This window comes from Bradyrhizobium cedriense, assembly GCF_054602315.1.
Genome location: NZ_JBTSWB010000010.1, coordinates 145,960 through 158,250 on the forward strand (window position 1 = coordinate 145,960; position 12,291 = coordinate 158,250).

Annotated in this window: 10 protein-coding genes; 3 read left to right on the plus strand and 7 right to left on the minus strand. The window is 65.3% G+C overall.

All coding sequences use genetic code 11. From position 1 onward, the window contains the following. Positions 1-7 precede the first annotated feature (7 nt). The 6 genes from ACYCVF_RS32885 to ACYCVF_RS32910 form a co-directional block, all read right to left on the minus strand. Entirely contained in the window at positions 8-1,645 is a 1,638-nt protein-coding gene (locus ACYCVF_RS32885; RefSeq protein ID WP_459612952.1) for an efflux RND transporter periplasmic adaptor subunit, read from the minus strand. A gap of 196 nt (positions 1,646-1,841) precedes the next feature. After that, complete coding sequence (locus ACYCVF_RS32890) at positions 1,842-2,228, minus strand: hypothetical protein (protein WP_459603788.1); 387 nt, start codon at positions 2,226-2,228, stop codon at positions 1,842-1,844. 279 nt (positions 2,229-2,507) lie between these two features. Further along, positions 2,508-2,714 carry a hypothetical protein gene (locus ACYCVF_RS32895; protein ID WP_459603789.1) on the minus strand — a complete coding sequence of 69 codons (207 nt, stop codon included), beginning with the start codon at positions 2,712-2,714 and terminating at the stop codon, positions 2,508-2,510. A 79-nt stretch (positions 2,715-2,793) separates the two neighbouring features. Beyond that, the gene (locus ACYCVF_RS32900; RefSeq protein ID WP_459603790.1) at positions 2,794-3,240 is read right to left on the minus strand and encodes a GNAT family N-acetyltransferase; all 447 of its coding nucleotides are present in this window, start codon (positions 3,238-3,240) and stop codon (positions 2,794-2,796) included. 130 nt (positions 3,241-3,370) lie between these two features. Further along, complete coding sequence (locus tag ACYCVF_RS32905) at positions 3,371-4,399, minus strand: peptidoglycan -binding protein (RefSeq protein ID WP_459603791.1); 1,029 nt, start codon at positions 4,397-4,399, stop codon at positions 3,371-3,373. Positions 4,400-4,536: 137 nt separating this feature from the next. Then, positions 4,537-5,550: a flagellar motor protein MotA gene (locus ACYCVF_RS32910; protein ID WP_459603792.1), complete on the minus strand. Its 1,014-nt coding sequence runs from the start codon at positions 5,548-5,550 to the stop codon at positions 4,537-4,539. A 167-nt stretch (positions 5,551-5,717) separates the two neighbouring features. Here ACYCVF_RS32910 and ACYCVF_RS32915 point away from each other — a divergent pair, with 167 nt between their 5' ends. From ACYCVF_RS32915 to ACYCVF_RS32925, 3 genes are all read left to right on the plus strand, one after another. Beyond that, positions 5,718-6,737 (plus strand): SAM-dependent methyltransferase, encoded by a 1,020-nt coding sequence (locus ACYCVF_RS32915; RefSeq protein WP_459603793.1) that lies wholly within the window; start codon positions 5,718-5,720, stop codon positions 6,735-6,737. Positions 6,738-6,967: 230 nt separating this feature from the next. Further along, positions 6,968-8,161, plus strand: a complete 1,194-nt coding sequence (locus tag ACYCVF_RS32920) for an efflux RND transporter periplasmic adaptor subunit (protein ID WP_459603794.1) — start codon at positions 6,968-6,970, stop codon at positions 8,159-8,161. Between the two features lie 6 nt (positions 8,162-8,167). After that, the gene (locus ACYCVF_RS32925; protein WP_459603795.1) at positions 8,168-11,329 is read left to right on the plus strand and encodes a multidrug efflux RND transporter permease subunit; all 3,162 of its coding nucleotides are present in this window, start codon (positions 8,168-8,170) and stop codon (positions 11,327-11,329) included. Positions 11,330-11,493: 164 nt separating this feature from the next. On the opposite strand, the gene ACYCVF_RS32930 is transcribed toward ACYCVF_RS32925, so the two are convergent. Then, positions 11,494-12,285 carry an inositol monophosphatase family protein gene (locus ACYCVF_RS32930; protein ID WP_459603796.1) on the minus strand — a complete coding sequence of 264 codons (792 nt, stop codon included), beginning with the start codon at positions 12,283-12,285 and terminating at the stop codon, positions 11,494-11,496. Positions 12,286-12,291 lie beyond the last annotated feature (6 nt).

The window sequence follows — 12,291 nt, forward strand, 5'->3', positions numbered from 1 at the left end:
GCCGTTCCTACCGGATCTGGTTGATGAGGTCGGTACCGCGAACCACGATGCGTTCGCCCGGGTTGATGCCGGCCGCCACGATCACGCGCGTCGCATCGACCGGCAGCACGCGAACCGGTCTCGGCTCGAAGCGTTCGGGCTCCGGGTGCAGCCAAACGATATTCTCGCCGCTGGCGCTGCGGACCACCGCATTGCGAGGAAAGATCAGGCCAGTAGCCGCTGCGCCGCTCTGGACCATCACGTTCAGCGGCTGGCCGATGTTGAGGCCTGTCGGAGGCTCCGACATGGCAAACTGAACGACGGATGCATGCTGCCTCAGTGCCCGGCTCGTTCCGACGAAAGAGAGCGCAATCGGTTGGCCATTCGGTGCCGTGGCTGTCGCAGCTTCAGGCTCCTTCAGACCCAGATCGTCGTAGGCCAAGGCTTCGACCCACAGGCTCTTGGGATCGGCGATCTGGAACAGGACGTCCTGCGGCTGAATGACCTGGCCCGGCACGACCTTGGCGGAGGTGATGACGCCATCAGTCGATGCTCGCAACTCCTCGAACCCGGTGCGGGAATTTCGAACGGTTTCGCGGCGCGCCCGGAGACCCTCCAATTCGCTTTCGAGGTCGTTGACCTGCCCTTGGGGCACCGCGCCCCGCTCGGCCAGCGGCCGCAGGCGGCGCAGCTTGTTTTCGGTGATCGCCGTCAACTGTTCAATCTCGCCGACCTTCTCGAGGATGGTCGTGCGGTCCGCAATCGGCAGATGCGGCTCGATCTGAATGAGCAGATCGCCCTTGCTGACGGCTTGTCCGATCCGGGGTATGCCGCCGCTGCTCGGAACAACGCGTCCCCCATAGACGCTTTGCACGATGCTGCTGCGGTTGGGGTCGGCGATGACGCGGCCGATCAGCGTGACGGCGGGGCGAATGGTCTGCGGCTCGGCGGCGGCGGTCCGCACATCAAGCAGCCGCTGCGTCGGCTTGGCCGCGAAGACGGTGCCGTCTTGGAGGCGTCGTGGGGCATCGCTCAGGGCGGGGACATCCGGCGGATTGGCCTGTCTTGCGTTGGTTCGGCTTTCGCCGAACGCGATGGCGGCGAGAATGACGAAAGCACCAGCCATCGCCGCAGAAACGGAAGCGGCCATGCCGCGACCACGCCGTCTCCAATAGACATAGAGAAGGCCGAGCCCCACAGCAGCAAATCCGGAGGCCACAAAGGCGGTTCGGCTTGAGAAGAGCCCGCCCTGGCCTTGCTTCTGCTCTGGCGGCGGCACATTGCGGGCACGCGTCGGCACCAGCGAATCCACCAGCAGATCGCTTCCCCTGTTGGCGCTGATCGAGAATATGACTTCCACCGATTCCGCCGGCGTGCCGTCCGGAACGACCGCCGTGTAAGCGCCCTCGTCGGTTTTCGTAGCCTCGGTCGGGGCGGAATCGCCGATTGTGACCTGCACGACTGCGTCCGAAACCGGTTCGTTCGTGACGGGATCGTCTATGAAGACGGAAAGCCTGCCCTCTTTCAGAATGCCGACGATCTCGTATAGCTCGGACCGCGCCGCAACTCTTGGATAGGCTGACGATACAACGGCCGCTTTTTCGGCGTCGCCGTGATCGTGCCCCTCATGGGCAACGGCCCCTGACGGGCCAAAGAGCAGGCTCACCAGCCAGCAAATGCTGGCTAGACCAAGCCTCGCCGAGCCAAGTCGTTTTTGGCCAAGTCTATTTCGGCCAAGTTGATTTTGGTCAAGTCTATTTCGGCCAAGTCTTGCGGGCCGCCCTTTCGGGCAGCGCTGATTCATCGACATGGAAAATTCCTTCAGACATGCGAAAGGTCGGCGGCCAAAGGAGCCGCCGGGATTACGCGATGCTGAAGGTACTTGGTGGCCGGATCAGTGCGTCGGGCCTTACGCCGACAATGGCTCGCGCAACCGGGAGTTCGACAGGGCTCAGCACCTTGAGGGGGCTGAGCAGCGGCACGAACTGCGGTGACGCGATCGAGGTGCCAAACATGGTCCAGACCAGGGTTGGAGCCCCCTCGTCGTCATCGTGATCGGGCCCGTCATGAACGTGGCCCTCGGCGCCGTCGTCTCCGTGGGAGTGCACGTGACCCGCCAACTGATCGTGGAAATGCAGGGAACCGATCAACGTGACGGAAGGCGCCGGCATGGCACCAACGGCCGCCTTCGCTTGCGAGATGGAAATCAGGGTGACCTGAACCACGAACGCCGCTATCGCCACGAACATGGCTGTTCTGGCGAGTTGAGGAAGACTTTGAAGAAGGCCGCGCTTCACAGCAAGAATCTAGGGGGTCCTGGGCGCGCTTTCAAGCCGACGTTCCGTGCTTGGGAGCGTCACGTCGAAGCGTCACCCCCCGAACATGCCAGAATGTTCCTGTTGCGCCAGACGAATCAAACGCGCTCTGCTGCTGCCGGCGTAAGTCGTTGATTTCGCTATCGCCGGCTACTGTGCATGGGGTTGTTTCGCAGATTCGGTTGGCAGCACGGGCGATGATTGCGCGTGGGCCTACGGACATTTCGGCGAAAGTGTCGGCGCGTTCGGCCACGGCCAGTTCTTCCAGCTGCCGTCCTCTCCGACGCAGGCCGATGGGGCAGGGCCGCTTGTATCGAGTTGCGTGGCAAAGCGCTGGTCGACATAAGTCGTCGACAGATAGCCGGCGATGATGACGGTCAAAAAGACTGAGGAACCCTGGGCCAGATCGCGCAGCTTCATCGGTCGTCTCCATCCGCTGGTCATCGCTGCTCTGGCACCAACGATGGGCAGACGTCCCCGGATCCCGCCGTGATGGGCCTCACGCCCTCCACGCCATCTTCAGCACCGGCCGGCCCGAGGTCGGGTTCACATCGTCGCCGGCATGGGCAAAGCCATTGCGCTCGTAGAAGCGGATGGCGCGGGCATTGTCCTTGTTGACGAGCAGCGTGACGCCGGATGGCGACAGGCGCTTGGCCTCGTCCACCAACAACCTTGCTGCGTCCGAGCCCCAATGGGCGGGATCGACGACGAGCTGGTCGAGATAGCCGTCGCCATCGATCGTGACGAAGCCGGTGAGGATGCCGTCCTGTTCGGCGACGACGATGGACGCCTTCGGCACCAGATCCTTGCGCCAGCGCTCGCGCCACCAGGCAAGTCGCGCCGCGAAGTCGATCTGCGGATAGGCCTGCTGCCAGGTGCGATGCCAGAGGTCGATCGCGGCGGCCTCGTCCTCGGCGCGGTAGGGGCGGAGCTGGAGGGCGCTCATTTTACGAAGGTCGTCATGCCCGGGCTTGTCCCAGGCGTCCACGCCTTTCTATCAGCGAGGACCGAAGATCGTGGATGGCCGGGACAAGCCCGGCCATGACGGTGGGGTGAGTAACGCGCGACCCTCACCCCTACCGCTCCGTCAGCTTCAGCTCGATGCGGCGGTTGCGCTTGTAGGCTTCCTCCGTGTTGCCGGGATCGAGCGGCTGGAATTCGCCGAAGCCGGCCGCGACCAGGCGCTGCGCCGGCACGCCGAGCGAGATCAGGTATTGCACCACCGAGATCGAACGCGCCGCCGACAGGTCCCAGTTGGACCTGAAGTTCGCGCCGCTCACCGGCCGCACATCGGTATGGCCGTCGACGCGCAACACCCAGGGGATTTCGCTCGGGATCTTCTTGTCGAGCTCGATCAGCGCGGTCGCCAGCGTCTCGAGCTCGGCGCGGCCCTCGGGCAGCAGCGTCGCCTGGCCGGTGTCGAAGAACACTTCGGACTGGAACACGAAGCGGTCGCCGACGATGCGGATGTCGGGCCGGTTGCCGAGAATGGCGCGCAGGCGGCCGAAGAATTCGGAGCGGTAGCGCGACAATTCCTGCACGCGCTGCGCCAGCGCAACGTTCAGGCGGGAGCCCAGATCGGCAATTCGATTTTGCGATTCCTTGTCGCGCTTCTCGCTGGCATCCAGTGCCTCTTCCAGCGCCGCCAATTGCCGGCGCAGCGCGCTGATCTGCTGGTTCAGCACCTCGATCTGCGCCAGCGCGCGCGCCGAGACCGCTTTCTCCGAATCCAGCGCCTTGCCGAGCTCGGAAGTCTTGCCTTGCGCGTCGTTGCCGGCGGCGGCGAGGCCGTCATAGAGGCCCTTGATGCGGTCGCGCTCCGACTCGGCCGAGGCGAGGCCCGCCTTCAATTGCGAGACCTGGTCGTCGAGGGTGAGCTTGCCGAGCTTCTCCAGCGACAGGAGCTCGTTGAGCTGCGCGATCTTGGCGTTGAGCTGCTCCAGCGCCTTGTCCTTGCCGGTCACCTCCTGCGACAGGAAGAACTGCACCACCAGGAACACCGAGAGCAGGAACACGATCGACAGCACCAGCGTCGACAGCGCGTCGACGAAGCCGGGCCAGTAGTTGAGGCTGCCTTCGCTGCGGCGGCCGCGGGCAAGAGCCATTTACGTCTCCGTTTCTCGTGTCCCCGACGCGCTGCAGCGTGCAACGCTGCCGCGCTGAGCCGGGCCTATTTCCGTCTCGAGTCCCGGCTCAGCCGGGCATCGCCGCGCGTTGCTCGGCGTCCGGGCCGCGCGAGCGCCTAGCTCTTCTCGGGCTGACGCGCGATTCGCTCCAACAGGCGCCGGATCTCGCGGTTCTGTTCGCCCTGGCCGTCGGCCCATTCGCGAATCATCTGCTGCTCGGTTCGCATGTGGGAGACCAGCGCCTGGATGGCTTCGGCAAGGCTCGCCATCGCCGCGGTGGTGCCGCGGCTGCCGCTGCCTTCCTCCAGCACGGAGCGCAGCCGCTCGACGGTCGCCTGGAGTTCGCCGGTGGCGACGCCGCCGCCTGTCGCAACGGCCGCTTCACCGTTGCCATATTCGCGCACGGTGGTGGCGAGCCAGTCCTCGAGATCGGTGTAGAAGCGGTTCTGCGCCTGGCTCGATTGCAGGTCGAGGAAGCCGAGGACGAGCGAGCCGGCAAGGCCGAACAGCGAGCTGGAGAACGAGATGCCCATGCCGCCGAGCGGGGCTGCGAGGCCTTCCTTCAGCGTATCGAACAGCGCGCCGGAATCACTCCCGACCTTGAGTCCGTCGATCACCTTGCCGACCGAGCCGACCGTCTCGATCAGGCCCCAGAAGGTGCCGAGCAGGCCGAGGAAGACCAGGAGGCCGGTCATGTAGCGGGAGATGTCGCGGGCTTCGTCGAGGCGGGTCGCGATCGAATCGAGCAGGTGCCGCATGGTGGTCTGGGTGATGGTCATGCGGCCGGAGCGTTCGCCGCCGAGGATCGCTGCCATCGGCGCCAACAGCTTGGGGTGGCGGGCCGGTGCCAGTCCCGGATCGGCGATGCGGAAATTGTTGACCCAGGAGACTTCGGGATAGAGCCGGATGACCTGGCGGAAGGCCAGCACGATGCCGATGAACAGCACCGCCCCGATCAGGGCGTTGAGCCCGGGATTGGCGAAGAAGGCCTGGATGATCTGCTTGTAGAGCACCACGCCAACCAGCGTGCACAGCACCAGGAAGACCAGCATCCGCACCAGGAAGACGCTGGGCGAGGACAGCTTGGTGTACTCGATATCCATGGTGGAGCGGGAAGTGCCAGGCGGCATGGGCGGTATCATCCGTTACGTAAGCTTGCTTGCGGTGCGCACTATGGCACAGCGCCCGCCCAAAAAAAGCGCCGGATGAGCCGATTCCGGGGACAGCTTGGGGAACCCGAGCCGGAAGCGGCGCTTTGATAAGCAGGTATCTGAAAAAGCTCGCCATTCGGGGGCGCATGAGCGTCGTTTCCGCGATCATCGGGACTGCTGAACGCGTGCCGCTGCCGGACGTCGTGATCCGCGCTGCGATCAAGCGCCTGTGCTCCCGCACGGCGACGCGCCTGTCTGCGCCGGGCGCCGGCGACGATGCCGCCTTTGCCGGGCGGATGATGCTGCGGCCGATCGCGGAGGGCTGGGGGGCCGGGCATGCCGAGGTGCCTGCCTCCTTCTTCGCTGAAGTGCTCGGTCCCAACCGCAAATTCTCCTCCTGCTTCTACAAGACCGACGCGACCACCTTGCAGGAGGCGGAGGAGGAGGCGCTGCGCCAGACCGTCGAGCATGCCGGTCTTGCCGATGGCCAGACCATTCTCGAGCTCGGTTGCGGCTGGGGCTCGCTGTCGCTGTGGATGGCCCGGCAGTTTCCGCACGCGAAGGTGACGGCGGTGTCGGCCTCGCAGGCGCAGCGCGCCCATGTCGAGGGCGAGGCGCGGCGGCGCGGCCTCCTGAACCTGCGCGCGGTCGCCGCGGACATGAACGTGTTCGCGCCCGACGGCCAGTTCGACCGCATCGTCTCGGTCGAGATGTTCGAGCAGATGACCAACTGGCGCAAGCTGATGATGCGCGTGCGGTCGTGGCTTGGGCCGGAGGGGCGGTTCTTCATGCACACCGTCACCCATCGCTCCGGCTCGCAGCTGTTCGACCCGCGCGATGGCGACGACTGGATTGCGCAGCACGTCTTCACGGGCGGGCTGATACCGAGCCATCACCTCGTCAGGCAATTCGATGATATCCTCACGATCGAGAAGGAATGGTGCTGGAGCGGTACGCACTACCAGCGCACCGCGAACGACTGGCTCGCCAATTTCGATGTGCATCGCGGCACCATCGATGCGAGGTTGCGCAGGGTCTATGGCGAGGAGACCGCGCTCTGGATGCGTCGCTGGCGATGGTTCCTCCTCGCGACATCGGGCCTGTTCGGTTACGCCGGTGGAACCGAATGGGGAATCAGCCACTATCGGATGAAGGCCGCCGGGTGATTGCGATGTTCCGTCACAGCACGCGGCGATGGAACGCGACTCACAATCAAGTGAGTCAGAGAAACATGAATTGATTCAATGAGATATAGCGTGTGACAATGGGCCGCCCGCAACATGCGTTGCGTCGCAGCAAGTCCCTTCTATCTTAGCGTCACCAACCGCGCGCAATGGTCTAGAACGGGCCCGTGCGGGATGCGATCAGTATCAACAACATCGGGGCACCACACTTCATGTCAGGACATCGTGCGCGATCGGCATGCGTTGCATTGATGCTCGCGGCCCTGGCGCCGCTGCTGGGTGCTTGCGACCAATCCAACTCCGCCGTGTCTGCCGCCCAACCGGCCGCCCCTGACGTGAGTATCGTCGTCGTCAAGCCGCAGCCACGCGCCGTCGTGCGCGAACTGCCGGGCCGCATCGCACCGACGCGCGTCTCCGACGTGCGGCCGCGCGTGTCGGGCATCGTGGTCGAGCGTCTGTTTCGCCAGGGCAGCGAGGTGAAGGCGGGCGATGCGCTCTACCGCATCGATCCGCGTCCGTTCGAGGTCGAGGTGATGGCCAACGAGGCGGCGCTTGCCAAGGCCGAAGCGGCATTGATGCAGGCCAAGCAACAGGCGCATCGTATCGCAACCCTCACCAAGGATCGCGCGGCACCGGAGGCCGAGAACGAGAAGGCGATCGCGGCCGAACGCCAGGCCCATGCCGAAGTCGAGGGCCGCAAGGCCGAGCTCGCGCGGGCAAAGCTCAATCTCGACTATGCTACTGTGCGTGCGCCGATCGACGGCGTGGTCGGTGCGGCGCTGGTCAGCGAAGGCGCGCTCGCCGTCCAGAACGAGACCAATCTCGCCACCATCCAGCAGCTCGATCCGATTTACGCCGACTTCACCCAGTCGGTGAACGAGCTCAATCAGCTCCGCCGCGCCTTCGAGACCGGCGACCTCGAGCGCATCGCCTCGGATGCCGCCAAGGTGCGCCTGGTGCTCGACGACAACACCATCTATTCGCTCGAGGGCAAGCTGTTGTTCTCCGACGCCAAGGTCGACGCCCATACCGGGCAGGTGACGTTGCGCGGCGAGTTCCGCAATCCCAGGCGCGAGCTGCTGCCGGGCATGTATGTCCGGGTTCGCATCGACCAGGGTCTCGACTCCGACGCGATCGCGGTGCCGCAGCAGGCGGTCCAGCGCAATGGCGGCGGCGGCAGCGAGGTTTTCGTCGTCAAGGACGACAACCACATCGCCGTGCAGCCGGTGCGCACAGGGTCGACGCAGGACGGCCTATGGTTCGTCACGGAAGGTCTGAAGGCCGGCGACAAGGTCGTGGTCGAAGGGTTCCAGAAATTCGCGGCCGGCGACAAGGTCAAGCCGCAATCCTGGTCGGAGGCGGACGCGACCGCGGACAACCGGCACGCCCAGCAGCTTACGCGGTAACGCGCAATGCCGAGCTTCTTCATCGACAGGCCGATCTTCGCCTGGGTGGTCGCGCTGTTCATCTGCTTGATCGGTGCGATCGCGGTGCCGCTGCTGCCGATCGCGCAGTACCCGATCATCGCGCCGCCCTCGATCTCGGTCTCGACCAGCTATCCCGGCGCCTCGCCTGAGAACCTCTATAACAGCGTCACGCGTCTGATCGAGGAGGAGCTCAACGGCGCCGCCAACATCCTCAACTTCGAATCCACCAGCGATTCGCTCGGCCAGGTCGAGATCATCGCCAACTTCCAGCCGGGCACCGATACCAGCGCCGCCTCGGTCGAGGTGCAGAACCGCATCAAGCGCGTCGAGGCGCGCCTGCCGCGCGCGGTGATGCAACAGGGCATCCTGATCGAGGAAGCCTCCAGCGCGGTGCTCCAGATCATCACGCTGAATTCGACCGACGGCAGCCTCGACGAGGTCGGCCTCGGCGACTTCATGATCCGCAACGTGCTCGGCGAGATCCGGCGCATTCCCGGCGTCGGTCGCGCCACTCTGTATTCGACCGAGCGCTCGCTTCGCGTCTGGGTCGATCCGGCGAAGCTTGTCGGCTATGGGCTGACCGCTGACGACATCAACAAGGCGATCTCCGCGCAGAACGCGCAGGTTGCCTCGGGCAGCATTGGTGCCGAGCCGTCGACCTCGAGCCAGCGCACCTCCGCGCTGGTGCTGGTCAAGGGGCAACTCTCCTCCCCCGAGGAGTTCGGCACCATCATCCTGCGCGCCAACGCCGACGGCTCCACCGTGCGCCTGCGCGACGTCGCGCGCATCGAGGTCGGCGGCCTCAGCTACCAGTTCAACACGCGCCTCGACGGCAAACCGACTGCAGGTCTGTCCGTGCTGATGTCGCCGACCGGCAATGCGCTGGCGACTGCGAGCGCGGTCGAAGCGAAGATGAAGGAGCTGTCACGCTTCTTCCCGGCCAACATCACCTACGAGATTCCCTACAACATCACGCCCGTGGTCGAGGCCTCGATCAAGAAGGTGCTGATGACGCTGGTCGAGGCCGTGGTGCTGGTGTTCGTGGTCATGTTCCTGTTCCTCCAGAACATCCGCTACACCATCATCCCGACCATCGTGGTGCCGGTGGCGCTGCTCGGCGCCTGCACCACGCTGCTGCTCGCCGGCTACTCCATCAACATGCTCTCGATGTTCGGCATGGTGCTCGCGGTAGGTATCCTCGTCGACGACGCCATCGTCGTGGTCGAGAACGTCGAGCGCATCATGGCCGAGGAAGGCCTGCCGCCGAAGGAGGCGACGCGCAAGGCGATGTCGCAGATCACCGGCGCCATCATCGGCATCACCCTGGTGCTGATGGCGGTGTTCGTGCCGATGGCGTTCTTCCCGGGCTCGGTCGGCATCATCTATCGCCAGTTCTCGGTCACCATGGTCGCCGCGATCGGCTTCTCCGCCTTCCTCGCGCTGTCGCTGACGCCGGCGCTGTGCGCGACCCTGCTCAAGCCGGTCGCCAAGGGGCACGGTCATTCGAGGAATGTCGTGTTCGGCTGGTTCAACCACATGCTGGAGGCCGCCCGATTTCGCTACGCGAGTACGGTCGGCTTCTCGCTGACGCGTACCGGGCGCTTGATGCTGGTCTATGCCGCATTGCTGGTCGGCCTGTCCTGGGCCTTCGTCAATCTGCCCGGCGGCTTCCTGCCCGTCGACGACCAGGGTTTCATCACCACCGACGTGCAGACGCCGTCGGACTCGTCCTATGCCCGCACCGAGGCGGTGATCGAGAAGGTGGAAAAATACCTGGCGCAGCGGCCGGGCGTCGACAATGTCACCTTCCTCACCGGCTTCAGCTTCTCCGGCCAGGGCATGAACACCGCGCAGGCGTTCATCACGCTGAAGGACTGGTCGGAGCGCGGGCCGCAGGACTCCGCCGCCGCGATCGTCAACGACGTCAACCGCGACCTGGGGGCGTCGGTTCGCGATGCCAAGATCTCGGCGCTGCAGCCGCCGCCGATCGACAATCTCGGCAACTCCTCGGGCTTCTCGTTCCGCCTCCAGGATCGTGGCCAGAAGGGCTATACGGCCTTGACGCGTGCCGCCGACCAGCTGATTGCGGAGGCCAATGCGAGTCCCGTGTTGCAGAAGGTCTATGTCGAAGGCCTGCCCGAGGCGGGCGTGGTCAATCTCGTGATCGACCGCGAGAAGGCCGGCGCGTTCGGCGTCACCTTCGAAGACATCAACAACACGATCTCGACCAATCTCGGCTCGAACTACATCAACGACTTCCCCAACCGCGGCCGCATGCAGCGCGTCGTGGTGCAGGCCGATGCCCGCGACCGCATGCGGACCGAGGACATCCTCAATTACAACGTCAAGAACAGCCGCGGCCAGCTCGTGCCGTTCTCCTCCTTCGCCACGGTGGAATGGGCGCGCGGCCCGACGCAAATCGCCGGCTTCAACTATTATCCGGCGGTGCGCATCTCCGGCGAAGCCAAGCCCGGCTTCACCTCGGGCGACGCGATCGCCGAGATGGAACGGCTCGCGGGCAGATTGCCGCGCGGCTTCGGCTACGAATGGACCGGACAGTCGCTGCAGGAGAAGCTGTCGGGCTCGCAGGCGCCGTTCCTGCTGGCGCTCTCGGTGTTCGTGGTCTTCCTGTGCCTCGCCGCACTCTATGAAAGCTGGACCATTCCGCTCGCGGTGCTGCTCACCGTGCCGCTGGGGATCGTCGGCGCGGTCGTCGCCGCCATGCTGCGCGGCCTGCCCAACGACGTCTACTTCACCGTCGGCCTGATCACCATCATCGGCCTCGCCGCGAAGGACGCGATCCTGATCATCGAGTTCGCGAAGGATCTGCGCAAGGAAGGCAAGCCGCTGGTGGAAGCCACCATCGAGGCCTGCCGCCTGCGCTTCCGGCCGATCCTGATGACGGGCCTCGCCTTCATCTGCGGCGTGCTGCCGATGGCGATCGCGCATGGTGCCGGCGGCGCCAGCCAGCAGGCGCTGGGCAGCATCGTGATGGGCGGCATGATCGCGGTGGTGATCCTGGCGCTCTTGATGGTGCCGGTGTTCTTCGTCTCGGTGCAGCGCGTGCTGGGTGGGGATCGGGAGCCGAAGGTTGCGAAGGAAGGCGAGGCCTACGGCCCGCCGGCGCGGGCGCATACCGGGCACTGACAGTTCTTTCCGTCATTCCGGGGCGCGCGTAGCGCGAACTATGATGCGCAATTGCGCATCTGAGAATCCGTCGGGCCGCAATCACAGTCGATGAATGGATTCCGGGCCCGCGCCCAGTGGCGCGTCCCGGAATGACGGCGGAGTGTGGAGCGCGAGCTCCCGCCTTACGCGGCCTTCCGCAAGATCTTCACCAGTTCCCCATGCACGAACTCGTTGCCGCAGACGACGTGTCCCGTCACCAGCGCATCGCCGGGAGTGTCGATGTCGCTCACCGTCCCGCCGGCTTCCCTCACCATGATCTGCCCGGCCGCGATGTCCCAGGGCGACAAGTTCCGCTCCCAATAGCCGTCGAGGCGGCCGGCGGCGACGAAGGCGAGGTCGAGCGAGGCGGCGCCGAAGCGGCGCAGGCCCGCGACGCGATCCTGGATCGCGGTCATCTCGCGGCGGAATTCCTCGTGGTCGCCGCGACCGATATGGGGCAGGCCACAGGCCACCACGCATTCGTTCAGCTGGCGGCGGCCGGCCACGCGCAGGCGCTGGTCGTTGAGGAAGGCGCCCTTGCCGCGCTCGGCGATGTAAAGCTCGTCATTGGCGGGGTTGTAGATCACGCCGGCGATCACGGTGCCCTCGCGCGCAAGGCCTATCGAGATTGCGAATTGCGGGATGCCGTGCAGGAAGTTGGTGGTGCCGTCGAGTGGATCGACGATCCAGGTGTGGCTCTTGTCGGTGCCCTCGCGGTTGCCGCCCTCTTCGCCGATGAAGCCGTAGCCGGGCCGGGCCTTGGCAAGATCCTGGTAGAGCATCTCCTCCGCGCGCTTGTCAGCAAGCGAGACGAAATTCGCCGGTCCCTTCAACGAGACCTGGAGATGCTCGATCTCGCCGAGATCGCGCTTGAGGCTGCGGCCCGCGCGGCGCGCGGCTTTGACCATGACGTTGATAGTGGCTGAATACAGCATGAGCTC

Bases quoted from the DNA above. Each gene is read 5' to 3' on its own strand.
- ACYCVF_RS32930 (WP_459603796.1), bottom strand. From the start codon at position 12,285: ATGCTGTATTCAGCCACTATCAACGTCATGGTCAAAGCCGCGCGCCGC.
- ACYCVF_RS32925 (WP_459603795.1), top strand. From the start codon at position 8,168: ATGCCGAGCTTCTTCATCGACAGGCCGATCTTCGCCTGGGTGGTCGCG.
- ACYCVF_RS32890 (WP_459603788.1), bottom strand. From the start codon at position 2,228: ATGTTCGTGGCGATAGCGGCGTTCGTGGTTCAGGTCACCCTGATTTCC.
- ACYCVF_RS32895 (WP_459603789.1), bottom strand. From the start codon at position 2,714: ATGAAGCTGCGCGATCTGGCCCAGGGTTCCTCAGTCTTTTTGACCGTC.
- ACYCVF_RS32915 (WP_459603793.1), top strand. From the start codon at position 5,718: ATGAGCGTCGTTTCCGCGATCATCGGGACTGCTGAACGCGTGCCGCTG.
- ACYCVF_RS32905 (WP_459603791.1), bottom strand. From the start codon at position 4,399: ATGGCTCTTGCCCGCGGCCGCCGCAGCGAAGGCAGCCTCAACTACTGG.
- ACYCVF_RS32920 (WP_459603794.1), top strand. From the start codon at position 6,968: ATGTCAGGACATCGTGCGCGATCGGCATGCGTTGCATTGATGCTCGCG.
- ACYCVF_RS32900 (WP_459603790.1), bottom strand. From the start codon at position 3,240: ATGAGCGCCCTCCAGCTCCGCCCCTACCGCGCCGAGGACGAGGCCGCC.
- ACYCVF_RS32910 (WP_459603792.1), bottom strand. From the start codon at position 5,550: ATGCCGCCTGGCACTTCCCGCTCCACCATGGATATCGAGTACACCAAG.